Origin of the sequence: Streptomyces sp. NPDC001903, assembly GCF_042891345.1 — a bacterium.
GTDB lineage: Bacteria > Actinomycetota > Actinomycetes > Streptomycetales > Streptomycetaceae > Streptomyces.
Window position 1 is genome coordinate 14,334 of the sequence record NZ_JBIASZ010000011.1, and the last position, 24,298, is coordinate 38,631.

General features: G+C 73.3%; 23 protein-coding genes. 15 read left to right on the forward strand and 8 right to left on the reverse strand.

Annotation, left to right across the window (positions count from 1 at the left end; genetic code table 11):
- Window positions 1-5: 5 nt before the first annotated feature.
- Window positions 6-1,346 carry a transcriptional regulator gene (locus ACFYZS_RS23640; protein ID WP_389015924.1) on the forward strand — a complete coding sequence of 447 codons (1,341 nt, stop codon included), beginning with the start codon at window positions 6-8 and terminating at the stop codon, window positions 1,344-1,346.
- Window positions 1,347-1,399: 53 nt separating this feature from the next.
- Window positions 1,400-1,930, forward strand: coding sequence for an NUDIX hydrolase (locus tag ACFYZS_RS23645; RefSeq protein ID WP_030157262.1), 531 nt, complete (start codon window positions 1,400-1,402; stop codon window positions 1,928-1,930).
- A 67-nt stretch (window positions 1,931-1,997) separates the two neighbouring features.
- Here the strand turns inward: ACFYZS_RS23645 and ACFYZS_RS23650 are convergent, their stop codons facing one another.
- Entirely contained in the window at window positions 1,998-2,891 is an 894-nt protein-coding gene (locus ACFYZS_RS23650) for a 3-hydroxybutyryl-CoA dehydrogenase (protein ID WP_389015926.1), read from the reverse strand.
- Window positions 2,892-3,044: 153 nt separating this feature from the next.
- Here ACFYZS_RS23650 and ACFYZS_RS23655 point away from each other — a divergent pair, with 153 nt between their 5' ends.
- A complete protein-coding gene (locus ACFYZS_RS23655) occupies window positions 3,045-4,283 on the forward strand; it encodes a glycoside hydrolase family 10 protein (RefSeq protein WP_389015929.1) in 1,239 nt (412 codons plus the stop codon).
- A gap of 37 nt (window positions 4,284-4,320) precedes the next feature.
- Here the strand turns inward: ACFYZS_RS23655 and ACFYZS_RS23660 are convergent, their stop codons facing one another.
- Window positions 4,321-4,518, reverse strand: a complete 198-nt coding sequence (locus ACFYZS_RS23660; RefSeq protein ID WP_214938290.1) for a DUF1918 domain-containing protein — start codon at window positions 4,516-4,518, stop codon at window positions 4,321-4,323.
- A gap of 61 nt (window positions 4,519-4,579) precedes the next feature.
- Entirely contained in the window at window positions 4,580-5,536 is a 957-nt protein-coding gene (locus ACFYZS_RS23665; RefSeq protein ID WP_389015931.1) for a DMT family transporter, read from the reverse strand.
- Between ACFYZS_RS23665 and ACFYZS_RS23670 the strand changes: the two genes are divergently transcribed.
- The gene (locus tag ACFYZS_RS23670) at window positions 5,535-6,974 is read left to right on the forward strand and encodes a PLP-dependent aminotransferase family protein (RefSeq protein ID WP_389015933.1); all 1,440 of its coding nucleotides are present in this window, start codon (window positions 5,535-5,537) and stop codon (window positions 6,972-6,974) included. The genes ACFYZS_RS23665 and ACFYZS_RS23670 overlap by 2 nt on opposite strands.
- 41 nt (window positions 6,975-7,015) lie before the next feature.
- Window positions 7,016-7,795, forward strand: coding sequence for an N-acetyltransferase (locus ACFYZS_RS23675; protein WP_389015936.1), 780 nt, complete (start codon window positions 7,016-7,018; stop codon window positions 7,793-7,795).
- Here the strand turns inward: ACFYZS_RS23675 and ACFYZS_RS23680 are convergent.
- Window positions 7,785-9,683 (reverse strand): alkyl/aryl-sulfatase, encoded by a 1,899-nt coding sequence (locus tag ACFYZS_RS23680; RefSeq protein WP_389015939.1) that lies wholly within the window; start codon window positions 9,681-9,683, stop codon window positions 7,785-7,787. The two genes, ACFYZS_RS23675 and ACFYZS_RS23680, sit on opposite strands and share 11 nt — an antisense overlap.
- A 246-nt stretch (window positions 9,684-9,929) precedes the next feature.
- On the opposite strand from ACFYZS_RS23680, the gene argC reads away from it, so the two are divergent.
- The 6 genes from argC (at window position 9,930) to ACFYZS_RS23710 (ending at window position 15,724) form a co-directional block, all read left to right on the forward strand.
- Window positions 9,930-10,958: an N-acetyl-gamma-glutamyl-phosphate reductase gene (gene argC, locus ACFYZS_RS23685; RefSeq protein WP_389015941.1), complete on the forward strand. Its 1,029-nt coding sequence runs from the start codon at window positions 9,930-9,932 to the stop codon at window positions 10,956-10,958.
- Window positions 10,955-12,112 (forward strand): bifunctional glutamate N-acetyltransferase/amino-acid acetyltransferase ArgJ, encoded by a 1,158-nt coding sequence (gene argJ, locus ACFYZS_RS23690; RefSeq protein WP_389015944.1) that lies wholly within the window; start codon window positions 10,955-10,957, stop codon window positions 12,110-12,112. Before argC ends, argJ begins: the two co-directional genes overlap by 4 nt.
- Window positions 12,109-13,047 carry an acetylglutamate kinase gene (argB, locus tag ACFYZS_RS23695; protein WP_389015946.1) on the forward strand — a complete coding sequence of 313 codons (939 nt, stop codon included), beginning with the start codon at window positions 12,109-12,111 and terminating at the stop codon, window positions 13,045-13,047. The genes argJ and argB overlap by 4 nt, the downstream gene beginning before the upstream one ends.
- Window positions 13,044-14,243: an acetylornithine transaminase gene (locus ACFYZS_RS23700; RefSeq protein ID WP_389015949.1), complete on the forward strand. Its 1,200-nt coding sequence runs from the start codon at window positions 13,044-13,046 to the stop codon at window positions 14,241-14,243. Before argB ends, ACFYZS_RS23700 begins: the two co-directional genes overlap by 4 nt.
- Window positions 14,244-14,250: 7 nt before the next feature.
- A complete protein-coding gene (locus tag ACFYZS_RS23705) occupies window positions 14,251-14,814 on the forward strand; it encodes an arginine repressor (protein WP_229341312.1) in 564 nt (187 codons plus the stop codon).
- Between the two features lie 94 nt (window positions 14,815-14,908).
- Window positions 14,909-15,724 carry a hypothetical protein gene (locus tag ACFYZS_RS23710; RefSeq protein ID WP_389015953.1) on the forward strand — a complete coding sequence of 272 codons (816 nt, stop codon included), beginning with the start codon at window positions 14,909-14,911 and terminating at the stop codon, window positions 15,722-15,724.
- Here ACFYZS_RS23710 and ACFYZS_RS23715 read toward each other — a convergent pair.
- Genes ACFYZS_RS23715 through ACFYZS_RS23725 form a run of 3 tightly spaced genes read right to left on the reverse strand, consistent with a single transcriptional unit; the run spans window position 15,711 to window position 18,511 of the window.
- Entirely contained in the window at window positions 15,711-16,406 is a 696-nt protein-coding gene (locus ACFYZS_RS23715) for a L,D-transpeptidase (protein ID WP_389016457.1), read from the reverse strand. The genes ACFYZS_RS23710 and ACFYZS_RS23715 overlap by 14 nt on opposite strands.
- A gap of 6 nt (window positions 16,407-16,412) precedes the next feature.
- Window positions 16,413-16,994, reverse strand: coding sequence for a pyridoxamine 5'-phosphate oxidase family protein (locus ACFYZS_RS23720; RefSeq protein ID WP_389015956.1), 582 nt, complete (start codon window positions 16,992-16,994; stop codon window positions 16,413-16,415).
- A 5-nt stretch (window positions 16,995-16,999) separates the two neighbouring features.
- The gene (locus tag ACFYZS_RS23725; protein ID WP_389015959.1) at window positions 17,000-18,511 is read right to left on the reverse strand and encodes a hypothetical protein; all 1,512 of its coding nucleotides are present in this window, start codon (window positions 18,509-18,511) and stop codon (window positions 17,000-17,002) included.
- 172 nt (window positions 18,512-18,683) lie between these two features.
- On the opposite strand from ACFYZS_RS23725, the gene ACFYZS_RS23730 reads away from it, so the two are divergent.
- Complete coding sequence (locus ACFYZS_RS23730; protein ID WP_389015962.1) at window positions 18,684-19,877, forward strand: argininosuccinate synthase; 1,194 nt, start codon at window positions 18,684-18,686, stop codon at window positions 19,875-19,877.
- A 102-nt stretch (window positions 19,878-19,979) separates the two neighbouring features.
- A complete protein-coding gene (gene argH / locus ACFYZS_RS23735; RefSeq protein WP_389015965.1) occupies window positions 19,980-21,410 on the forward strand; it encodes an argininosuccinate lyase in 1,431 nt (476 codons plus the stop codon).
- Window positions 21,411-21,554: 144 nt separating this feature from the next.
- Here argH and ACFYZS_RS23740 read toward each other — a convergent pair whose 3' ends face one another.
- Complete coding sequence (locus ACFYZS_RS23740; RefSeq protein WP_389015968.1) at window positions 21,555-22,064, reverse strand: HAD domain-containing protein; 510 nt, start codon at window positions 22,062-22,064, stop codon at window positions 21,555-21,557.
- An 88-nt stretch (window positions 22,065-22,152) separates the two neighbouring features.
- On the opposite strand from ACFYZS_RS23740, the gene ACFYZS_RS23745 reads away from it, so the two are divergent.
- Both ACFYZS_RS23745 and ACFYZS_RS23750 read left to right on the forward strand, forming a co-directional pair.
- Window positions 22,153-22,704 carry a TetR/AcrR family transcriptional regulator gene (locus tag ACFYZS_RS23745; RefSeq protein ID WP_389015970.1) on the forward strand — a complete coding sequence of 184 codons (552 nt, stop codon included), beginning with the start codon at window positions 22,153-22,155 and terminating at the stop codon, window positions 22,702-22,704.
- The gene (locus ACFYZS_RS23750) at window positions 22,701-24,260 is read left to right on the forward strand and encodes an MFS transporter (RefSeq protein WP_389015972.1); all 1,560 of its coding nucleotides are present in this window, start codon (window positions 22,701-22,703) and stop codon (window positions 24,258-24,260) included. Before ACFYZS_RS23745 ends, ACFYZS_RS23750 begins: the two co-directional genes overlap by 4 nt.
- Window positions 24,261-24,298 lie beyond the last annotated feature (38 nt).

Below are 24,298 nucleotides of genomic sequence, written 5' to 3' on the forward strand. Positions count from 1 at the left end.
GGCCCATGCAGCCCAATGCCCTTCTCGATGCCCTCCTCGCCGAGGCGGGCATGTCCCACGCCGGACTCGCGGCGCACGTCAACCAGGCCGGCCGCTCCCGCGGACTCGCCCTGCGCTACGAACACACCGCCGTCACCCGGTGGTTGAAGGGCCAGCGGCCGCGCGGCCAGGTGCCCGACCTGATCTGCGAGGTGCTCGGCGGCCGGCTCCGCCGACCGGTGTCGCTGGACGACGTGGGGCTCGGCCTGCCCGGCCAGCCCGCGTCCCCGCACGGCTCCCCGCTCAGCGGCTTCGTCGACCGGGCGGCCGCCCTGTGGCGCTCCGACGAGCAGGGCCGCGTCCAGCTGTTCACCGCCGAGGCAGTCACCGGGACGCCCGCCGTGATCCCGGTCTGGGAGTGGGAGAACCCGCCCGAGGACGCCGACGTCTCCCGCGACGGGCCGAACCGCATCGGACCGGAGCACATCGAGATCCTCCGGGCCGCCCGCGCCCACTACGAGCTGATGTACCGCCGGGCCGGCGGGGTGGCCACCCGGGCCCGCATCGTCCGCTTCCTCGGCAGCGAGACCGCGCCGATGCTGCGCGGCAGCTATCCCGACGGGCTCGGCCGCCAGCTGCACCGGGCCACCGGGTCCCTCGTGGCGGTGGCCGGGATCTGCGCGTACGACTCGGACGCCCACGGGCTCGCCCAGCGCTACTTCCACCAGGCACTGAGGCTCGCGAAGGCCAGCGGGGACCGGGGGCTCGGCGCCTATGTCATCGCGCTGATCGTCAACCAGTCCCTGCACCTGAGGGAGTACCGCCAGGCCGTCGCCTTCGCCGAGGCCGCGCTGCGGGCCGCGGGCCGGCACACCACCCCGGCCCTCACCGCGGACCTGTACGCCATGCAGGCCAAGGCCTACGCCCAACTCGGCGACACCGCGGCCGCGCTGGCCTGCATCCGCAGCGCCGAGGCGGCCGCCGAGCGGATCCGGCCCGGCACGGAGCCGGACGAGACGGGGTACGTACAGCCCGGGCTGGTCAACGTACAGGTGGCCGAGGCGCTGCTCAGCCTGGGTGACCTGCACGCCGCCCACGAGCAGGCGACGGCGGCGGTCGGGACTCCGGCGCACGATCGCGGGCGGGTCCACCGGCTGGCGATGCTGTGCGAGATCCAGCTGCGCCAGGGCGAGGCGGACCGGGCCGTGGCGGCCGCCGCGGAGATGGCCGAGCGGGCCAAGGGCATGGAGTCGCTGCGACTGCGGGACCGGCTGCGGGCGGTCCGCGAACAGTTGCTGACCAGCGGATGTTCCGGCGCGCAGGAGACCGCGCAGCTGATCGACGGGGCGCTGCGCGTTCCCCTGTGAGCGCGCGAACTGCTGCCATGTTGCCACCTACTCGAACGGAAGGTGGCACAACCGTGCAGTGGACGAACCTGAGTGAGCAGACCGTGTACAAGAACCGCTGGTTCGACGTGAATCTCGCCGATGTGGAGCTTCCCGACGGCCGGCACCTGGACCACTTCGTGATCCGGCTGCGGCCGGTCGCCGTCGCCACGGCCGTCAACGAGGCCAACGAGGTGCTGCTGCTGTGGCGGCACCGGTTCATCACCGACAGCTGGGGCTGGGAACTGCCCGCGGGCGTGGTCGAGGACGGCGAGGACATCGCGGCGGCCGCGGCCCGGGAGATGGAGGAGGAGTCGGGCTGGCGGCCCGGACCCCTCCACCACCTGATGACCGTCGAGCCGGCCAACGGGCTGACCGATGCCCGCCACCACCTCTACTGGGCGGACGGGGCGACGTACATCGGACATCCCGAGGACGACTTCGAGTCCTCGCGCCGCGAGTGGGTACCGCTCAAACTCGTGCCGGACATGATCGCCCGCGGCGAGATCCCGGCCGCCAACATGGCGGCCGGGCTGCTGCTCCTGCACCACCTGCGGCTCGGCTGACCCGGGTCGCGGGAGTCGAGCCGCGGGAGCCGGGTCGGGTCGGCCGCATGGGATCAGCCGTGCGGGATCAGCCGTACGGGTAGAAGCCCGAGCCGGTCTTGCGGCCCAGGCGCCCCGCGTCGACCATCCGCTGGAGCAGCGGGGGAGCGGCGTACAGGGGCTCCTTGTACTCGGCGTACATCGAGTCGGCGATCGAGGCGATCGTGTCGAGGCCGATCAGGTCGGACAGCTTGAGCGGACCCATCGGGTGGGCGCAGCCCAGCTCCATGCCGTTGTCGATGTCCTCGCGGCTCGCGATGCCGGACTCGAACATCCGGATGGCCGACAGCAGGTAGGGGACCAGGAGCGCGTTGACGACGAAGCCCGACCGGTCCTGGGCGCGGATCGCGTGCTTGCCCAGGACCTTCCCCACCAGGGCCTCGGCCCGCTTGATGGTCTCCTCGCTCGTGGTCAGCGCCGGGATCAGCTCGACGAGCTGCTGCACCGGGGCGGGGTTGAAGAAGTGGATGCCGATGACCTGGTCGGGCCGCGAGGTGGTGACGGCCAGCTTGACCAGCGGGATCGAGGAGGTGTTGGAGGCGAGGATCGCGTCCGGGCGGGTCATCACCTGGTCGAGGACCTGGAAGATCTCCGTCTTGACCTGCTCGTTCTCGACGACGGCCTCGATGACGAGGTCGCGGTCGGCGAACTCGCCGAGATCGGTGGTGAAGGTGAGGCGGGCCAGCGTGGCGTCCCGCTCCTCCTCGCTGATCTTGCCGCGTTCGGCGGCCTTGGTCAGGGAGTTGTGCAGCCGGGTGCGCCCGATCTCCAGGGCCTCGCCGGTGGTCTCGGCGACCTTCACCTCGAGGCCGCTGCGGGCGCACACCTCGGCGATGCCCGCGCCCATCTGGCCACAGCCCACTACGCCGACTCGGGTGATGTCGGAAGGGAGGTCAGTCACTTCGTGCCTTTCGCTGCTCATCCGTCGGCGGGTCCCCCGTGCTGTGCAGTGTCACTGCGTTCCGGCGCCCGCCACGCCCCACGACGTTACCCCCGACCTTGACCCTGGCGGGGGGCCGGGGCGGGCATGCTGTCAGATGCAGGGCACTGTCACGCAACGGAACGGAGTCGTCACATGGCGTACATCGGGCGTCGGGGGCTGCTGGCGGGGGCCGCCGGGCTGCTGGCCGCGACGGGCGGGGCGGCCCCCGCGCGGGCGGCCCGGGGGCACGGCCGGCGGAAGAAGGCGGCCGCCGAGTTCCGCGCGATGTGGATCGCCTCTGTGGAGAACGTCGACTGGCCCTCCGAGAGCGGCCTGGACGCGGCGGACCAGCGCGCCGAGCTGATCAGCCTCCTCGACACCGCCGTCGCCCGCCGCCTCAACGCCGTGATCCTCCAGGTCCGGCCCGCCGCCGACGCGATGTGGCCCGGCGCCCGGGAGCCCTGGTCGCAGTGGCTGACCGGGGAGCAGGGCGAGGACCCGGGCTGGGACCCGCTCGGCACCGCGGTCGCCGAGGCGCACGCCCGGGGGCTGGAGCTGCACGCCTGGTTCAACCCGTACCGGGTGGCCAACCACACCGATCCCGACCGCCTGGCCGAGGACCATCCGGCCCGGCGCAACCCCGACTGGACGGTCGCGTACAACAAGAAGCTGTACTACAACCCCGGGCTGCCCGAGGTGCGCGCCTTCGTGCAGGAGGCCATGCTCGACGCCGTCTCCCGGTACGCGCTGGACGGGGTGCACTGGGACGACTACTTCTACCCGTACCCCGTCGAAGGGGAGGAGTTCGACGACGACGACGCGTACGCGCGCCACGGCGGCGGTTTCGCCTCCCGCGCGGACTGGCGGCGGGGCAACACCGACGCCCTGGTCCGCGAGATGTCCGAGCGGGTGCGGGCGGTCCGCCCGGCGGCGCGCTTCGGCGTCAGCCCCTTCGCGGTCTGGCGCAACAGCGAGCGGGATCCGCTCGGTTCGCCGACGCAGGCGGGCGTCGAGACGTACGACGACCTGTACGCGGACACCCGCAAGTGGGTCCGGGAGGGCTGGATCGACTACATCGTCCCCCAGGTGTACTGGCAGATCGGCCACCCCACCGCCGACTACGCGAAGCTCGTCCCCTGGTGGGCGAAGACCGTCGCCGGCACCGGCGTGGACCTGTACGTGGGCGAGGCCCTGTACCGCTGCGACCGGGCCAGCGCCACCGCGGCGTGGCGCGACCCGAAGGAGCTGTCCAAGCACCTGACGTTCGCCCGTGATTACCCCGAGGTCCGCGGCCACGTCTACTTCTCGGCGAAGCAGGTGGTCGCGGACCCCAATGGTGCGATGGCCAGGGTCGTCGCCGACCATTACCCGACGGCCGTGCCGCCGAGGTGACGCGCGGGCCGTTCCCGGCCGCGTCGAGCGGGTGCAGTCAGTGCGTGGGCTCCGTCGGGTGCTTCACGACGCAGTCGGGGCCCGGAGACATGACTGCCTCGTGACCGTCCGCGAAACGGACCCGGTAGGGAGGGGTGCCGTTCTCGCCGAGTACCTGAGTGATTTCACCGACCTTGTCGTGCTGGCCCACGATCCTGCCGTGCTGTACCAGCTGGTCGCCCTCGGTCGCGCGCATTGCTGACCTCCTCGGAGGCGGTCTGGATCCGGTGACAGCAGTTTACGGCGGTTTGCGCCCATTAGGCCCGCTGGGTCACGGCGATGCAGACCAGGACCGCGCAGGCGGCGGCCGGGGCGGCGGGGGAGAGGTGCTCGCCCAGCAGCGCCACCGACCAGACCAGGGTCAGCAGCGGCTGGGCCAGCTGGAGCTGGCTCGCGCGCGGGGCGCCGATCTCCGCCATCCCGCGGTACCAGACGTACAGGCCGAGGAAGGTGGAGCCGGCCGCCGCCCAGATCAGGCCGGCCAGCCCGTGGCCGGTCAGGTGCACCGGCTCGTACGCGAGTCCCAGCGCGGAGCCGGCCAGGCTGAGCGGCATGCACAGCACCAGCGCCCAGCCGATCACCTGCCAGCCGGGCAGGACCCGGGCCAGGCGCCCGCCCTCGGTGTACCCGGCCGCGCAGACCAGCAGGGCCCCGAAGAGGTAGCCGTCGCCGGCCGAGAGGGCGCCCCCGCTCCGGGTCAGGGCGAAGCCGAGCACGACGGCGGCTCCGGCGACGGCCGCCCCCCAGAACCGGCGCGAGGGGCGGGCGCCGGTGCGCAGCGCGGAGACGGCGGCCGTGGTGAGCGGGAGCAGCCCGACCACGACGGCGGCGTGCGAGGTGGTGGAGGTGGTCAGCGCCAGGGTGGTGAGCAGCGGGAAGCCGACGACGACCCCGGCGGCGACCACGGCCAGGCCCGCCCAGTGCGCGCGGGCGGGCAGCGGCACGCGCCCGGCCAGCAGGAAGGCCCCCGCGATGAGCGCGGCGAGCAGGCTGCGCACGGCCACGAAGGACCAGGGGCCGAAGCTCTCCAGGCCCCAGGCGGTGGCGGGGAAGGTCAGCGAGAAGGCGACGACGCCGAGCCCCGCGAGGGCGGTGCCGCCGGTGGCCCGGCCGCCGAGGCCGCCGCGTTCCCGTGGACCGCGGGGCGCGGACCGGCGGGCGGGGTGCTCGACCGCTATCGCGGTGTGGGGAGTAGCGCTATTCTGTGCTGTCATGTACGAGCGTAGCAGCGTGGTAGAGCTGGCAGAATCCCTGCGGTCGGAACTCGACCGCTACTCGGTGGGTGGAAAGCTCCCCTCCAGCCGAACCTTGGTGGAGCGCTACCGGGTCAGCCCCGTCACCGTCTCCCGCGCCCTCGCGCAGCTGGCCGCCGAGGGGCTGGTCGTCACCCGCCCCGGCGCCGGGGTGTTCCGGGCCCTGCCGCGTACGGCGGAGCCCGCGCCCGGGGACACCTCCTGGCAGGAGGTCGCCCTGAGCGCGGAGGGCGCCGGCGAGGTGGTGCCGCGCTCGGTCGACGCCTCCGGGGTGCTGGCCTGCCTGGCCGCGCCGCCGTCCGGGGTGATCGGGCTCAACAGCGGCTACCTGCACCCCTCCATCCAGCCCGAGCGGGCCATGGCCGCCGCGCTGGCCCGGGCCGGCCGGCGCCCCGGGGCCTGGGAGCGGCCGCCCATGGAGGGGCTGCCCGAGCTGCGCGACTGGTTCGCCCGGGAGATCGGCGGGGCGGCCGGGGCCGTCGGAGCCGCCGACGTGCTGGTCACCGCGGGCGGGCAGAGCGCGCTCACCACCGCCCTGCGGGCGCTGGCCCCGCCCGGGGCGCCGGTCCTGGTGGAGTCCCCGACCTACCCCGGGCTCCTCGCCATCGCCCGGGCCTCCGGATGCCGGCCGGTGCCCGTCCCGGTGGATGCCGAGGGGGTCCGGCCGGAGCTGCTGGCCGCCGCCTTCGAGGCGACCGGCGCGCGGGTCTTCGTATGCCAGCCGCTGTTCCAGAACCCGACCGGTGCCGTGCTGGCTCCCGGGCGGCGGGCCGAGGTGCTGCGGATCGCGCGGGCCGCCGGGGCCTTCGTGGTGGAGGACGACTACGCCCGGGCGCTGGGCCACGAGGACGCCGGTCCGCTGCCCCCGACGCTGGCCGCCGAGGACCACGACGGGGTGGTCGTCCACGTCCGGTCCCTGACCAAGGCCACCTCGCCCAGCCTGCGGGTCGGCGCGCTCGCCGCCCGCGGCCCGGTGCTGGACCGGCTGCGGGCCATCCAGATCGTGGACTCCTTCTTCGTCTCCCGGCCGCTCCAGGAGGCCGCCCTGGAGCTGGTCGGCGCGCCCGCCTGGCCCCGCCACCTGCGGTCCGTCGCCGCCGAGCTGCGCCACCGGCGGGACCTGCTCGCGGGCGCGGTGCGCCGGGAGCTGCCCGGGCTGACCCTGCCCCATCTGCCCTCGGGCGGCTACCAGTTGTGGGCGCGGATGGCCGAGGGCGACGACGACGCGGCCTTCGCGGCACAGGCCCTGCGCGCCGGGGTCGCGGTCGCCGCCGGCCGCCCCTACTTCTGCGCGGAACCGCCGGGTCCGTACGTACGGCTCAGCTTCGCCGGGGTCTCGGGCGCGGCGGAGCTGGGCGAGGCGGTACGCAGGCTGCGCTCGCTCCGGGCCCCGGCGTAAATCGCTGGAATCGCGCCGCTGCACCGCCCTAACCTGCGCCCATGGACGGAATCAAGATCACCACCCTTGCGCAGCGACCCGAACTGGCCGAGCGGCTCTGGGACATGAAGGACACCTGGCCGGAGTTCGCCCAGCACGACTCGATCGCCTGGCTCCTCTACCCGAGGATGGTCAAGGAGCTGGCCGACTACGTCCTGGTCGCCACCGACGGCGATGCGGTGATCGCCCGCGGATTCAGCGTGCCCTTCGCCCAGCACGCGCCCGGCCGGGACGGGGTGCTGCCCGCGCGGGGCTGGGACCAGGTCCTCATGTGGGCCTTCTCCGACCTGCGGCGCGGGGTGGCCCCCGACACGGTGAGCGCGATCGAGATCACCGTCGCCACCGACCGGCTCGGCGAGGGCCTGTCCGGGCGGATGCTGGCCGCGATGCGGGAGAACGCCCGCGCCCGCGGCTTCGCCGAGGTGGTGGCCCCCGTCCGGCCCAGCGGGAAGCCGGCCGAGCCGGAGACCCCGATCGAGGAGTACGCGTACCGCACGCGCGAGGACGGCCTCCCGTACGACCCGTGGCTGCGGGTCCACGTCCGGGCGGGGGCGGTGATCGACTCGGTGGCCCCGCTGTCGATGACGATCACCGGCTCGCTCGCCGAGTGGCGCGAGTGGACCGGGCTGCCCTTCGACACGACGGGCCCCGTGCGGGTGCAGGGGGCGCTGGCCCCGGTCCGCTGCGAGGCCGAACAGGGCTACGCGGCGTACGTGGAGCCCAACGTATGGGTCCGCCACCCGCTGGACCGCCCGGCCCGGGAGGCCTCCGTCAGGGCGTGACGATCGCGAAGTCGGGGTCGGGCTCGGTGAGATGGCCGGTGAGCTCGGCGAGCCGGGCCGGGTCGCCGGAGACCTCGGCCCTGCCCCGGGCGACCAGGTCCGCGAGCGCGGTCCGGCCGAGCAGGAGGGCCCGCAGGGCCGGCTCGTCGAGGGTGATCTCCACGTCCGGCTCGCCGGCGGCAGGGCCGAGGCCCCGGACGTGGGTGAGCACGCCGTTCTTCAGGCGCAGGGTGCTGGGATCGCGGCCGTCGGTGAGCCGCCAGCGGACGGTCACGTCCGCGTCCCAGCTGCGCGGGCCGTCGACGCGGATCGCCAGCGAGTCGAAGAGCTGGTCGAGGGTCAGGGTGTTGATCAGGTCCTCGGAGGCGGTGGAGGCGGCGGTGCCGACCGGGCCGTGGCGCAGTTCGTGGGCGCCGGTGAGGTAGAAGTTGCGCCAGGTGCCGTTCTCGCTGCCGTAGCCGAGCTGCTCCAGGGCGTCCGCCTGCAGGGCGCGGGCCTCGGCGTTGTCGGGATCGGCGAACAGGACGTGGCCGACGACCTCCGCGACCCAGCGGAAATCGCCCTGCGCGTAGGACTGGTGGGCGCGGCGCAGCACCTCGTCGGCGCCGCCCATGAAGTCGACGTAGCGGATGGCGGCCTCGGTGGGCGGGTGGGCCCACAGGCGGGCCGGATTGCCGTCGAACCAGCCCATGTACCGCTGGTAGACCGCCTTGGTGTTGTGGCTGACGGAACCGTAGTAGCCGTGGGTGTGCCAGGCCCGCTCCAGCGCGGGCGGCAGCCGCATCTCCTCGGCGATCTCCGGTCCGGTGAGCCCCTGGTTGATCATGCGCAGCGTCTGGTCGTGGAGGTAGGCGTACAGGTCGCGCTGCTCGCAGAGGAAGGCGAGGGCGTCCTCGCGGCCCCAGACCGGCCAGTGGTGCGAGGCGAACACGACGTCGGTGGCGGCGCCGAAGAGCTGGACGGTCTCGGTCAGGTACCGGGCCCAGTCGTGCGGGTCGCGGACCTGGGCGCCGCGCAGCGTGAGCAGGTTGTGCAGGGTGTGGGTGGCGTTCTCGGCGGTGCACAGGGCGGCGTGGCCGGGGAAGTGGATGTTGAGTTCGGCCGGGGCCTCGGTGCCCGGGGTCATCTGGAACACCATGCGGATGCCGTCGACGGTCTCGCTCTGCCCGGTGCGGGTGACGGCGAGGGTCGGCGGGATGAGGGTGACCGTGCCCGTCGAGGTCGTGGGGCCGAGCCCCGAGCCGATCTGCCCGCGAGGTCCCTTGGGCAGGGCGGCCCCGTACATGTAGGTGGCGCGCCGGCTCATGGCGGTGCCGGCGTACACGTTCTCGCTGACGGCGTGCTGCAGGAAGCCCTCCGGGGCGAGCACCGGCACCCCGGCCGCGACCTCCTCCACGCTGACGACGCCCTTGACGCCGCCGAAGTGGTCGGCATGGCTGTGGGTGTAGAGGACGCCGGTGACGGGTCGCTCGCCGCGGTGGCGGCGGTACAGCGCGAGTGCGGCGGCGGCGGTCTCCGTGGAGATCAGCGGGTCGATGACCAGGACGCCGCGCTCGCCCTCGACCACGGTCATGTTGGACAGGTCGAAGCCGCGTACCTGGTAGATCCCCGGGACCACCTCGAAGAGTCCGTGGCCCCTGGCCAGTCTGCTCTGGCGCCACAGGCTCGGGTGGGCGGTGGGCGGGCAGTCCCCGTCGAGGAACCCGTAGGCGTCCAGGTCCCAGACCACCCGGCCGTCCGCGTCCCGGATCCCGGATTCCCCGACCGTGCCGAGGAATCCGCGGCGCTCGTCCTCCAGGTCACGGGTGTCGTCGAACGCCGGGCCCCGCAGCGCGGCGCCGTTGGCCTCCGCGACGACGGCTTCGGCGTCCCCGGGAGCGGCCTTCACCGGGACCCGCCCCCGCCGGTCGTGGCGTGGGCCGGGGCGGCCGGTCCGAGGAGCGGTGGAGTGACCGCCGGCGGGGCCGGGAGGGCCGTCGGAACGCGCTGCTTCATCGTGGTGCCTCCCCATCGCTGTCCGGGAACCCCCACGGTCATCTTCCCGTGCGTCGGCGGGGCCCGCAGAGCGATCACGAAGAGCTTTGCATAAAACTGCGGCAGTACGTATAGTCATGCCATCGAGGAGGAGGGTCCGATGGTGGTACGTGTAGCGGTGGCCGGAGCGAGCGGGTACGCGGGCGGAGAAGTCCTGCGCCTGCTCCTCGCCCACCCCGAGGTGGAGATCGGCGCCCTGACCGGCAATTCCAACGCCGGACAGCTCTTCGGCAGCCTCCAGCCGCACCTGGTGCCGCTCGCCGGCCGGACCCTGGAGGCGACCACGCCCGAGGTCCTCGCCGGCCACGATGTGGTCTTCCTGGCGCTGCCCCACGGGCAGTCCGCCGCCGTCGCCGCCGAGCTCGGCCCCGACGTCCTCGTCGTCGACATGGGCGCCGACCACCGGCTCAAGGACTCCGCCGACTGGGACGCCTTCTACGGGGCCCCGCACGCCGGCACCTGGCCGTACGGACTCCCCGAGCTGCCCGGTGCCCGCGCCGCGCTGGAGGGGTCCAAGCGCATCGCCGTTCCCGGGTGCTTCCCGACCGCCGTCACCCTCGCCCTCTTCCCGGCCTACGCCGCGCAGCTGGCCGAGCCGGAGGCCGTGATCGTCGCCGCCACCGGCACCTCCGGCGCAGGCAAGGCCCTCAAGCCGCACCTGCTCGGCTCCGAGGTCATGGGCTCCGTCAGCCCGTACGGGGTGGGCGGCGGGCACCGGCACACCCCCGAGATGGTGCAGAACCTCAGCCCGATCGCCGGGCGGAAGGTCTCCGTCTCCTTCACGCCGACCCTCGTGCCGATGTCGCGCGGCATCCTCGCCACCTGCTCCGCCAAGGCCCTCCCCGGCACCACCGCCGACGCGGTGCGCGCCGCGTACGAGAAGGCGTACGCGGACGAGCCCTTCGTCCACCTGCTGCCCGAGGGGCAGTGGCCGGCGACCTCCTCCGTCCACGGTTCCAACGCCGTTCAGATCCAGGTCGCGTACGACGGGTCCGCGCAGCGGATCATCGCGATCAGCGCCATCGACAACCTCACCAAGGGGACCGCCGGTGGCGCGGTGCAGAGCATGAACATCGCCCTCGGGTTCGCAGAAGAGCTCGGGCTTTCCACGATCGGAGTCGCGCCGTGACCGTTACGGCAGCACAGGGATTCACGGCCGCCGGCATCGCGGCCGGGATCAAGGCGAACGGCAACCCGGACCTGGCCCTCGTGGTCAACAACGGTCCGCGGCTGGCCGCGGCGGGCGTCTTCACCTCCAACCGCGTCAAGGCCGCGCCCGTGCTCTGGTCCGAGCAGGTCCTGCGCGGGTCCGTCGTCAGCGCGGTCGTCCTCAACTCCGGCGGCGCCAACGCCTGCACCGGCCCCAAGGGCTTCCAGGACACCCACGCCACCGCCGAGAAGGCCGCCGAGGCCCTCGGCGGCGGGCACAACGCCGGCGAGATCGCCGTCGCCTCCACCGGCCTGATCGGCGTCCTGCTCCCCATGGACAAGCTGCTGCCCGGCATCGACACCGCCGTCGCCGCCCTGACCGCCGACGGCGGCGAGGACGCCGCCATCGCCATCAAGACCACCGACACCGTGCACAAGACGGCGGCCGTCACACAGGACAGCTGGACGGTCGGCGGCATGGCCAAGGGCGCGGGCATGCTCGCCCCGGGCCTGGCCACCATGCTCGTCGTCCTCACCACCGACGCCGACGTGGACAGCGCCACCCTCGACCAGGCGCTGCGCTCCGCCACCCGCACCACCTTCGACCGGGTCGACTCCGACGGCTGCATGTCCACCAACGACACGGTGCTGCTGCTCGCCTCCGGGGCCTCCGGCCAGGTCCCGGCGTACGAGGCCTTCGCGGAGGCCGTACGAACCGTCTGCGACGACCTCGCCCGCCAGCTGATCGGCGACGCCGAGGGAGCCAGCAAGGACATCCGCATCGAGGTCGTCGGCGCGCTCACCGAGGGCGACGCGGTCGAGGTCGGCCGGAGCATCGCCCGCAACAACCTGCTCAAGTGCGCCATCCACGGCGAGGACCCCAACTGGGGCCGGGTGCTCTCCGCCATCGGCACCACCCGGGCGGCCTTCGACCCGGACCGGCTGAACGTGGCCATCAACGGAGTCTGGGTCTGCAAGAACGGCTCGGTCGGCGAGGACCGCGACCTGGTCTCCATGAAGGACCGAGAGGTCCGCATCACCGCGGACCTGGCCACCGGTTCCGAGTCCGCCGTGATCTGGGCCAACGACCTGACCGCCGAGTACGTCCACGAGAACAGCGCCTACAGCTCATGAGCGACGAGAAGGCCGGGCAGCCCGGCACCGGAACCGCGCGCAAGCACACCGCGCTGCCCAAGGCGCAGATCCTCATCGAGGCCCTGCCCTGGCTCACCCGGCACAACGGCAAGGTCGTCGTCATCAAGTTCGGCGGCAACGCCATGATCGACGAGGACCTGAAGGCCGCCTTCGCCCAGGACGTGGTCTTCCTGCGCCAGGCCGGCCTCAAGCCCGTCGTGGTGCACGGCGGCGGCCCCCAGATCAACGCCCAGCTCGACAAGCAGGGCCTGGTCAGCGAGTTCAAGGCCGGCCTGCGCGTCACGACCCCCGAGGCGATGGACGTCGTACGGATGGTCCTGGCGGGCCAGGTCCAGCGCGAGCTGGTCGGGCTGCTCAACCAGCACGGGCCGCTCGCGGTCGGCATGACCGGCGAGGACGCCCACACCATCACCGCCGCCCGGCACACCCCGGAGATCGACGGCGAGCTCGTCGACATCGGACGGGTCGGCGAGATCACCGCCATCGACACGGGCGCGATCGAGGCGCTGCTGGCGGACGGCCGGATCCCGGTCATCTCCTCCATCGCGCGCAGCGCCGACGACCACCACGTGTACAACGTGAACGCCGACACGGCGGCCGCGGCGCTCGCCGCCGCGCTGGGCGCCGAGACGCTGATGGTGCTCACGGACGTCGAGGGCCTCTATGCGGACTGGCCCAGCAGCGACGAGGTCATCAGCCGCCTCACCGTCAGCGAGCTGGAGAAGCTGCTGCCCGAGCTGTCCAGCGGCATGGTGCCCAAGATGGAGGGCTGCCTGCACGCCGTCCGCGGCGGGGTGAGCACGGCCCGCGTGATCGACGGTCGGGTGCCGCACTCGATCCTGCTGGAGATCTTCACCGACGAGGGAATCGGCACGATGGTCGTGCCCGACGCACAGGGAGGGGAACCCGCGTGACCGGCAACCAGGAGTTCGCGGCCCGCTGGCAGGGTGCGCTGACCAACAACTACGGCACGCCCGCGCTGGCCCTCGTACGCGGCGAAGGCGCCCGGGTCTGGGACGCGGACGGCAAGCAGTACACCGACTTCGTGGGCGGCATCGCGGTCAACGCCCTCGGCCACGCCCACCCGGCGATCGTCGGGGCCGTGACCTCGCAGATCTCCACCCTCGGCCACGTCTCGAACCTCTACGCCTCCGAGCCGGTCCTCGCGCTCGGCGAGCGGCTGCTCCAGCTCTTCGGGCGCCCCGGGCGGATTTTCTTCTGCAACTCCGGAGCCGAGGCCGTCGAGGCCGCCTTCAAGATCGGCCGGCTGACGGGCCGGACCCACATGGTCGCCACCGACGGCGGCTTCCACGGCCGGACGATGGGCGCCCTCGCACTCACCGGCCAGCCGAAGAAGCAGGACCCGTTCCGGCCGCTGCCCGGCGAGGTCACGCACGTCCCCTACGGTGATGTCGAGGCCCTGCGGGCCGCCGTCACCGAGGAGACGGCCCTCGTGATCATCGAGCCGATCCAGGGCGAGAACGGCGTCGTCGTGCCCCCGGCCGGATACCTGACGGCCGCCCGGGAGATCACCCGGGCCACCGGCACCCTGCTCGTCCTGGACGAGGTGCAGACCGGGATCGGGCGCTGCGGCCACTGGTTCGAACACCAGGCGCACGAGGGGGTCGAGCCCGATCTCGTCACGCTCGCGAAGGGTCTCGGCGGCGGACTGCCGATCGGCGCCGTGGCCGCCTTCGGACCGGCCGCGCAGCTGCTCCAGCCCGGCCAGCACGGCACCACCTTCGGCGGGAACCCCGTCGCCTGCGCCGCCGGCCTCGCCGTCATCGACACCATCGCCGCCGAGGGCCTGCTCGATCAGGTCAAGGCGCGCGGGGAGCGGCTGCGCTCCGGAATCGAGGCCGCCGGCCACCCGCTGGTCTCCCATGTCCGTGGTGAAGGCCTTCTCCTGGGTATCGTGCTGACCGGGCCGCTCGCACCGCAGGTGCAGCAGGCGGCCCAAGATGCCGGCTTCCTGGTCAACGCGCCCGCCCCCGACGTCGTACGGCTCATGCCCCCGTACGTACTCTCCGAGGCCGAGGCGGACGCGTTCGTCCGGGCCCTGCCCGGCATCCTCGACACAGCCAACGGGGACGGACGCACCGGGGAATGAGACGACGATGAGCCACGCGCAGGACCACGAGGAGTGGGGCTCCGCCCGGACCGAGTCCGGGGGCGGGCCGTCCGTTCCGCAGACCCGCACCGCCCGCCACCGCCGGATCGTGGACATCCTCAACCGGCAGCCGGTCCGCTCGCAGAGCCAGCTGGCCAAGCTGCTCGCCGACGACGGGCTGAGCGTCACCCAGGCGACGCTCTCCCGCGACCTCGACGAGCTGGGCGCGGTGAAGATCCGCAACACCGGCGGCGAGCTGATCTACGCGGTGCCCAGCGAGGGCGGCTTCCGCACCCCGCAGGCACCGCTCGGCGAGTCGGCGAAGGAGGAGCGCATGCGGCGCCTCTCCGGGGAGCTGCTGATCTCGGCGGAGGCCTCCGCGAACCTCGTCGTCCTGCGCACCCCGCCGGGCGCGGCCCAGTTCCTCGCCTCCGCGATCGACCAGGCCGAACTCCGCGAGATCCTCGGCACGATCGCCGGAGACGACACGCTGATGCTGATCAGCCGTGACCCCTCGGGCGGCCAGGCCCTCGCGGACCACCTGCTGAGGCTGGCCCAGAAGGAGGGCTGACCGCCCCGGGGCCGGCCCCACGGCCCGTCAGCTCCCGTGCGGCGGGGCGGATATCCGCTGTACCCGCCGCTGCCGGCCGTCCTAGGGTCGGCGTGTGCATGCCTACACCCTCGCCAGTGTCGCCGTGCCCGTCACAGCGGGGCTGTACGGGCTGGTCGGCGCGATCCGCGGCCGCTCGGCGGTGCGGCACCGCCGTGCCCTCGACCGGTGGGCCGTCGTCCTGGCCGACCCGTACCAGGCCGCCCTGGAGCGCTGGTGGCCGAACGACGCGGTCCAGGCCGCCGCCGCCCGGCTGCTCCTGGACGGGCTCGTCACCGTCAACCACCGCGGCAACCTGAGCCCGGCCCCCGCCGCCGCGGACCCCGCCCGTACCCCGGGCCATCCGCTGCCCGAGGCCGTGCTGGCCGCCCTGCGGCGCCGCAGCGCCCCCGCCACCCTCGGCAGCCTCGTGCTGCGGGACGAGGAGTTCGCGACCGTCCGGCGGGAGTTCCGAGAGGCCCGCCCGGAACTCCTCACGGTCGGGGAACCCGCCGGCGCGCCGAAACTGGGGCTGTACCTCGTCCTGGCCGAGATGCTCTTCTGCGTCTTCGGCCTGATGTCGCTGCAGCCCGAAGGCGACGCCCCATGGACGGCCGCCTGGGCCGTGTGGACCGGGGTGATCGCCCAGGTGATCTGGTTCCCCGTCTACAACCGGGCCCGGGGGTCCGGCTGGAAGAAGGACGCGGAGGCCGTGGAGGCCGCGCGCCTCGGGCCGCCGCATCCGGCGCTCCAGGCCCTGGACGTCCGCGATCCGGAGGCATACCGTCGGCTGCGCGTGAGCCGCCTGCGGACCCGGCGCGGCCGCAACCGGGGCCGCCCGCGCCGCCGCCGGACCCCGGCCGAGACCGGCGGGCACCTCAGTACCGGGTGACGGCGAGCGGTCCCTCCCCGGTCCCGATGGCGATGTGCGGGCGGCGGCGCGGGTCCGCCCAGCGCAGGATCGCGCGCATGGCCCGCTCCGGCACGGACACGCAACCGGCCGTCGCCCCCTTGCCGTTGACGTGCAGGAAGATGCCCGCGCCCCGGCCGTGCACCGGTTGCTCGTAGTTGAAGCCGATGACCAGCGCGTGCGCGTACTGCTTCTCGTACGTGACCAGGTGCTCCGCCTCGCCGGGCGCGCAGTCCGCGGGCAGCGGCTCGGTCCACCGGTTGTACGCGGCCGACGCGTTGTCCTGGCACCACCAGGAATCGGGGGTCACCCGCCGGTAGCGGAACTCCGTCCCGGCGGGCGCGCGGCGGATCCCGAAGGCGTAGGGGAGCTCGAACAGGCCCGTCGGCGTCGTGTTCGTGCCCTGGGTGCGGCTCGCGCCCTCGGTCAGCCCGTTCGCACCGAAGCGCGCCTCGGCGCCGCCGGCCTCGTACCAGCGCCCCGCCCGGCGGTCCCACCAGGTCAGCCGCCCCGTGGTGGATCCGGGGGCGGGCGCGACGGCGGTGATGAGCTGGCTGCCGCCGCCGGTGTCGGCGAGGCGGGCGGGCAGCGGCGCGGGCCCGTACGGGCCCTGCGCGAGCAGGCTGGTGACGATCAGTGAGCCGGTGACGAGAGCGGTACGCAGCACATGTCAGACGGTACGGGGCGGAAGGGGCAGCGGCAGCGCAGGCAGGCCGTCGAGGCTCGATCCGATGAACTCCTTCTTCTCGCAGTACGCGCCGAACTCCTCGTCGCTCTTGCGGCCGAAGTACTCCGCGTGGAGGGTGCGCTCGCCCTGGTACTCCATGAACGGGACGGCGTACCCGCACACATCGGCGATCCGGCGGGCGTGCACCACGATGATCGCCCGCGCCGAGGGCCCGTCGGCCGCCCCGAACAGGCCGATCAGCTCACCCCAGCGGGGGTCGTCGCGGAACACGGCCTCGCCCTCGCCGTGGATCCGCACGATGTTGGGCGGCCCGCTGAACGCGCACCACATCAGCGTGATCCGGCCGTTCTCGCGGACGTGCGCGATGGTCTCGGCGCCGCTGCCGCCGAAGTCGAGGTAGGCGAGGGTCTGCTCGTCGATGACGACGAGCGTGCCCGCGCGGCCCTTGGGGGACAGGTTGACGTGGCCGTCCCCGGCGAGCGGGGCGGTGGCCGTGAAGAAGACCGGCTGCTCCTCGATGAAGGTCCGGATCCGGCCGTCTATGCGTGCGTAGAGCTTTCCCATACGGATCAGTATCCGATCGGCCCGGATCCGGTGCGGCCAATTCCGAGCTGTGAGCGCATCCGCCCCATGACGTGATCGCTGAACAGTCCGGTGCAGCGGTCCAGCAGGGCGGCGACCTCCGGGTCGCGCAGCGGCAGCGCGGGCGGCCGGTACGGGGACCACAGGCTCTGCACGCGCTGCGCGGCGACCCGCCGCAGCCCCGGGTCGGCGTCCGTCAGCAGCTCCACGGAGGCCCGCAGCCCGATGACGCCGCCGCGGGCGTGCAGCACCCGGTAGGCGGCCCGGCGGGTGTGCGCGGGGCGGCCGGGCGCGATCCGCTCCAGCAGCCGGTCGGCGGGCAGCCGGGCCGCGACCCCGGCCAGGCTCACGGACGCCTCGCGGGCGACCGCGGCCGACGGGTCGTCGAGCAGCGGCCACAGCAGGTCCACGTCGGTGGTGTCCAGCGTGCGCAGCCCGGCGACCGCCGCCGCCCGCACCGCCCCCGCGGGGTGGTCCAGCAGCGCGCGCAGCAGCGGTGCGTCCGCCCGCGCGGCGCATTCGGCGAAGCCGGTGACGGCGTGCGCGCTCACGCGGGCCGGGTCCTCGACGAGGGCGCGGCAGTGGGCGTACGGGTCGCCGCCGTCCTGCTTGACCAGCCAGCGCGCGCAGGCCCGTACCAGCCCGGAGCGGTCGGCCAGGAAGCCGGCCGCCTCGGCGCCGCGGCCGGCGCGGCGCAGGGCGGTGACCCCGCCGGCCCGGACCATCGGCATGTGCCCGCGCAGCAGGAGGTCTACCGCCTCGTCGTCGGGCCCGTCGGCGGCCAGCGCGGCCAGCGCCGCGTCCGCCCACAGCCGGGCCGTCGCGGGATCCCGCTCCTGCCCGGCCCGCCGGGCCAGCTCCCGTACGCCGAACAGCCCGGAGCCGAGCGTGACGCGCGTGGCGAACCGCCGGGTCGGCAGGTCCCCGCTGCGCCGCAGCCAGCCGAGCACGGTGTCGGGCTCCTCGCCGGTCATCGTGCGCGCGGGCCGCGCCGCACGGCCCCACCGCGCGGGGCGCGCCGGACGCCAGTAGGGGGCGAGCACCGGCTCCGGCGCGCGCAGGGCGGTCTCGAACAGCTCCAGCGCCCAGGCGCCCTGGTCGCGCTCGCCGAGCCGCAGCACGAGCGGCATCAAGGTGACCAGGGTGTCCGCGGGGCGTGCGGCCAGTGCCTCGGCGAGCACCTGCCGGGCGCGCTCGCGCACGGCGGGAACCCAGTCGGCGCAGCGGATCGCGACGAGCGGGAGCGGCGGCTTCGGCGCCCGCAGCGCGGCCTCGCGGACCCGGCCGTCGGGGTGGCACAGGCGCACCTCGATGCGGTCGGCGCCGCGGGGCCCGGGGAACCAGGGGGAGTGGCCGCGGCGGATCTCCGCGTCGAAGGCGATCCAGGAGACCGGAAGGACGGGTCGGCGGATGCCGCCGATCCCGAGACGTCCGCCGTTCAGCAGTTCCGCCGCCGCGGCCCGGCCCTCCTCGGCCTGGCGCTGCGTGTCGGCTCCCATGTGCCCTCCCTCTGTGGTGCAGACGCCGATCGTAGGCCCTGTGAGCCGCCTCCGCCCCTGATATTCGTGCTGGTCAGCGACGTGCAGCTAAGGTCGATTGACGAAACATACGGAGCAGTGCATAGTTATGCCTGCACCTGGATGTACCGCTGGAGCCCGTAAGGAGAAGCCCGTGACCGAGCGCGTCGTACTCGCCTATTCAGGCGGACTGGACACCTCCGTCGCCATCGGCTGGATCGCCGAGGAGACGGGCGCAGAGGTCATCGCCGTTGCCGTGGACGTCGGCCAGGGCGGCGAGGACCTGGACGTCATCCGCAAGCGCGCGCTGGCCTGCGGCGCCGTCGAGGCCGAGGTCGCGGATGCCAGGGACGAGTTCGCCGACGAGTACTGCCTCCCGGCGATCAAGGCCAACGCCCTCTACATGGACCGGTACCCGCTGGTCTCGGCGCTCTCCCGGCCGGTCATCGTCAAGCACCTGGTCGCCGCCGCGAAGAAGCACGGCGCCGGCGTCGTCGCCCACGGCTGCACCGGCAAGGGCAACGACCAGGTCCGCTTCGAGACCGGCATCCAGACCCTCGGCCCCGACCTGAAGTGCTTGGCCCCGGTCCGGGACTACGCGATGACCCGGGACAAGGCCATCGCCTTCTGCGAGGCGCAGAACCTGCCGATCGCGACCACCAGGAAGTCCCCGTACTCCATCGACCAGAACGTCTTCGGGCGCGCCGTCGAGACGGGTTTCCTGGAGGACATCTGGAACGCGCCGATCGAGGACGTCTACGAGTACACCGCCGACCCCGCCGAACCGCGCGAGGCCGACGAGGTCGTCGTCTCCTTCAAGGAGGGCGCCCCCGTCGCCATCGACGGCCGGCCCGTCACCGTGCTCCAGGCGATCCGGGAGCTCAACGCCCGGGCCGGAGCCCAGGGCGTCGGCCGGATCGACATGGTCGAGGACCGCCTCGTGGGCATCAAGTCCCGCGAGGTGTACGAGGCCCCCGGCGCGATCGCGCTGATCACCGCCCACCAGGAGCTGGAGAACGTCACCGTCGAACGCGAACTGGCCCGCTACAAGCGGCAGGTCGAGCAGCGCTGGGGCGAGCTGGTCTACGACGGCCAGTGGTTCTCCCCGCTCAAGCGGGCCCTGGACGGGTTCGTCAACGAGGCCAACCAGCACGTCACCGGTGACATCAGGATGACCCTGCACGGCGGCCGCGCCGTGGTCACCGGCCGCAGGTCGCAGGAGTCGCTCTACGACTTCAACCTGGCCACCTACGACTCGGGCGACACCTTCGACCAGTCCAAGGCCCAGGGGTTCATAGAGATCTTCGGCCTCTCGTCGAAGATCGCGGCACGCCGCGACCTGGCCTGAGCCCGACTCGTTACGCCCATACGTACCGGTCGGCCTCCCCGTGACCTCCGCGACGGGGAGGCCGGCGCACATCCACGCACACGTTCTTGAGGAGCAGCAGCTGTGAGCAGCAACAACGGTGGTGACGTCCGGCTCTGGGGCGGCCGGTTCGCCGACGGCCCCGCCGAGGCCCTCGCGAAGCTGTCCGCGTCGGTCCACTTCGACTGGCGCCTCGCGCCGTACGACATCGCCGGCTCCCGCGCCCACGCCCGCGTGCTCGCCAAGGCGGGCCTGCTCACGGCGGACGAGCTCGACCGCATGATCGCGGGCCTGGACCGGCTCGAAGCCGATGTCGCCGACGGCTCCTTCACCGGGACGATCGCCGACGAGGACGTGCACACCGCCCTGGAGCGCGGCCTGCTGGAGCGGCTCGGCGCCGACCTCGGCGGCAAGCTGCGGGCCGGCCGGTCCCGCAACGACCAGGTGGCCACCCTGTTCCGGATGTACCTGCGCGACCACGCCCGGATCGTCGGCGGGCTGATCGCGGAGCTCCAGGACGCGCTGGTCGGCCTCGCCGAGACGCACCACGACGTGGCCATGCCGGGCCGGACCCACCTCCAGCACGCCCAGCCGGTGCTCTTCGCGCACCACGTACTGGCCCACGTGCAGGCGCTGTCCCGGGACGCGGAGCGGCTGCGGCAGTGGGACACCCGGACCGCGGTCTCCCCGTACGGCTCGGGCGCGCTGGCCGGCTCCTCGCTGGGGCTGGACCCGGAGGCGGTCGCCGCCGACCTGGGCTTCGAGCGGGGCTCGGTCGGCAACTCGATCGACGGCACGGCCTCGCGCGACTTCGTCGCCGAGTTCGCCTTCATCACCGCGATGATCGGGATCAACCTGTCCCGGATCGCGGAAGAGATCATCATCTGGAACACGAAGGAGTTCTCCTTCGTGACCCTGCACGACGCCTTCTCGACCGGGTCCTCGATCATGCCGCAGAAGAAGAACCCGGACATCGCGGAGCTGGCGCGCGGCAAGTCGGGCCGGCTCATCGGCAACCTGACGGGCCTCCTCGCCACCCTGAAGGCGCTGCCGCTGGCCTACAACCGGGACCTTCAGGAGGACAAGGAGCCGGTCTTCGACTCCTGCGACACCCTCGAGGTCCTGCTCCCGGCCTTCACCGGGATGATGGCCACCCTCACGGTCAACCGGGAGCGGATGGAGGAGCTGGCTCCGGCGGGCTTCTCGCTCGCCACGGACATCGCGGAGTGGCTGGTCAAGCAGGGCGTGCCGTTCCGTGTCGCGCACGAGGTGGCCGGCGAGTGCGTCAAGGAGTGCGAGGCGCTCGGGATCGAGCTCGACGAGCTCACGGACGAGCAGTTCGCGAAGATCTCGGAGCACCTGACCCCGGAGGTCCGTACGGTCCTCAACGTGCCGGGCGCCCTGGCCTCCCGCAGCGGCCGCGGCGGCACCGCCCCCTCGGCGGTCGCGAAGCAGCTCGCGGAGCTGAAGGCGGACCTGGTCATCCAGCACGCCTGGGCCACCCACAAGCAGTAGCCGCACGGCGCTGCCCCTTTGCCCCGCGGCCATGCGGCCCGCACGCCCGAGACCCCCGAGGGGTCCGGGCCCTGCACCCCCGCACGCCGCGGCACGCCCGCGGGGGCGGCCGGAGCCCGGGCTCCGGCCGCCCCCGCGGGCATTTCACCGCGCCCAGTGGGCCAGTGCGTCGAAGTCCGGGCGGGTCAGGCCGATCTGCTCGTCGATGCGCATGAGCAGGGCCCGCACGGGGTGGCGCTGGTCCACGTACTCGCGGTCCATCGCCGTGATGTCGTCGTCGATCCACGCGAACTCCCGCGCGCCCGCGTACTCCAGGACGTACTGCGTCTTCCAGAAGGTTCCGCGCGGCGCGCGCCCGTGCATCCGCGGCCAGTCGATGTACGGCAGCCGGGGCAGCCCCAGGTGCGGGCCTATCCAGTCGTTCGCCTCGTCCTTCCAGGTGGTGGCCCAGACCAGCTCGTACGAGCGGGCCAGCGCCAGCAGCTCCGCGCCGTGGGAGGGGTTCAGCCAGACCCGCAGCGGTTTGCGGCTCTCCGCCTCCGTCCAGCCGGTCGGGCGCATGCGGTGGGTGGCGTAGCCCTCCGGGCGGCGCTCGGCCTGGGCCGCGTACGGGTTCAGCGGGCCGTCCACGTCGATCAGCAGCAGTGGCTTCATGGGGTGAGGATTCCTCTCCGGCTGCCCCGGGGCAGCCCATTTCGACTCGTGTGAGACATCTACGTCTCATTCGGGGTATGCTTGTCTCATGGCCATGGATCGTGACCAGGTGCTCCGCGACGCCGCGGCCCTGCTTTCCCGCAAGTCGACCGCCACGATGGACGAGGTCGCCCGCGCCGCAGGCATCGGGCGCGCGACCCTCCACCGGCACTTCGCCGGGCGCGACGCCCTCGTACGGGCCCTCGAAGAACTCGGCATCCGCCAGTTCGAGACGGCCTTCGACAACGCCCGCCTCGACGAGGGCACGGCGGTCGAGGCCCTGCGCCGGCTCGTGGCCGAGTCCGAGCGCGACGCCCAGCTGCTGGCCTTCCTCGTCACCGAGAACCAGCTCTTCGAGGGCGATCAGGTCAACGAGGGCTGGGCCCGGCTCGACGCCCGCGTCGGCGCGCTCTTCCGGCGCGGACAGGCCGAGGGCGACATCCGGATCGACCTGAGCCCCACCTGGCTCACCGAGGCCCTCTACGGCCTCATCGGCGCCTGCGCCTGGGCCGTCATGGACGGCCGGGTCGCCGCGAAGGACTTCCAGTACATGATCACCGAGCTGTTGCTCGGTGGCGCACGACGGAGCGTGGAGAAATGAGCCGCACGGAACAGCAGACCCGGGAACAGGGGACGGGGGCGATCGGCGGGGCCAAGGGGAGCAGGGGGCGCTGGCTGGCGCTCTCCGTGCTCGTCCTGGCCGTCCTGCTGGTCGCGGTGGACGCCACCGTACTCGGCCTCGCCACACCCTCCCTCAGCGAAGACCTCAAGCCGTCCGGCACCCAGCTGCTGTGGATCGGCGACATCTACTCGTTCGTCATCGCCGGCCTGCTCGTCTCCATGGGCTCCCTCGGCGACCGCATCGGGCGCAAGAAGCTGCTCCTGGTCGGCGCGACCGCCTTCGGCGCCGTCTCCGTCCTCAACGCCTACGCCACCAGCCCCGAGATGATGATCGCGGCCCGGGCCCTGCTCGGCGTGGCCGGTGCGACGCTGATGCCGTCGACCCTCGCGCTCATCCGGAACATATTCCACGACCCCAAGGAGCGCAGCCTCGCCATCGGCATCTGGGGCGCCACCGCCTCGGCCGGCGCGGCCATCGGGCCCGTCGTCGGCGGAGCCCTGCTCCAGCACTTCTGGTGGGGCTCGGTCTTCCTCATCAACCTGCCCGTGATGGCCGCCCTGGTCCTCGTCGGCATCAAGCTGCTGCCCGAGTCCAAGAACCCGGTCGCCGGTCCCTGGGACCTGCTGAGCGTCGCGCTCTCGCTCGTCGGCGTCATCGGCGTGGTCTACGCCGTCAAGGAAGTGGCCACCCACGGCCTGACCTGGGGCGTCGCGGTCTCCGCCGTCCTCGGTGCGGCGTGCCTGTACGGCTTCGTCCGCCGCCAGTTCGGCCTGCCGTCGCCGCTCCTGGACATGCGGCTCTTCAAGCACCGCGGCTTCTCCGGCGCCGTCCTCGCCGACCTGCTCACCGTCTTCGGCCTCTCCGGCCTCGTCTTCTTCCTCTCCCAGTTCCTCCAGCTCGTCCAGGGCCGCGACCCCCTGGAGGCGGGCCTGGCCGAACTGCCCGCCGCCATCGGCGCGGTGGTCACCGGCCTGGTCGCCGGCCGCTACGCCCGCCGGTACTCGGTACGGTCGATCGTCGCCGGCGGCCTCGCGGCCATCGGGCTCGCCCTCGGCGCGCTCACCCTGATCCACAAGGAGAGCGGCTACCCGCTGCTCGGTGCGGCCCTGCTGGTCGTCGGCCTGGGCGCCGGCTTCTCCTTCACCGTCACCGCCGACGTGATCCTCTCCAGCGTCCCCAAGGAGCAGGCCGGTTCGGCCTCGGCCGTCTCCGAGACCGCGTACGAACTCGGCGCGGCCCTCGGCATCGCCCTGCTCGGCTCCATCGTCACCGGCGTCTACCAGGGCTTCACCGCCCCGGCCTCGGTCCCCGGACCGGTCGCCGACGCCGCGCACGAATCGCTGGGCGGCGCCGTCGAAGCCGCCAAGGCGGTGGACCCCGCCACCGCGCAGACCATGGTGGGCGCCGCCCAGGACGCCTTCGTGGACGGACTGCGGCTCGCCTCCGGCGTGGGCGCGGCCGTACTGCTGGCCACCGCGGTGGCGGCCTGGTTCCTGCTGCGGGGGCAGCGGCTCCAGGGCGGCATCGAGCACTGACGTACCGCCAGTGGGTGGTGGCGCGACCGGAGTTGACA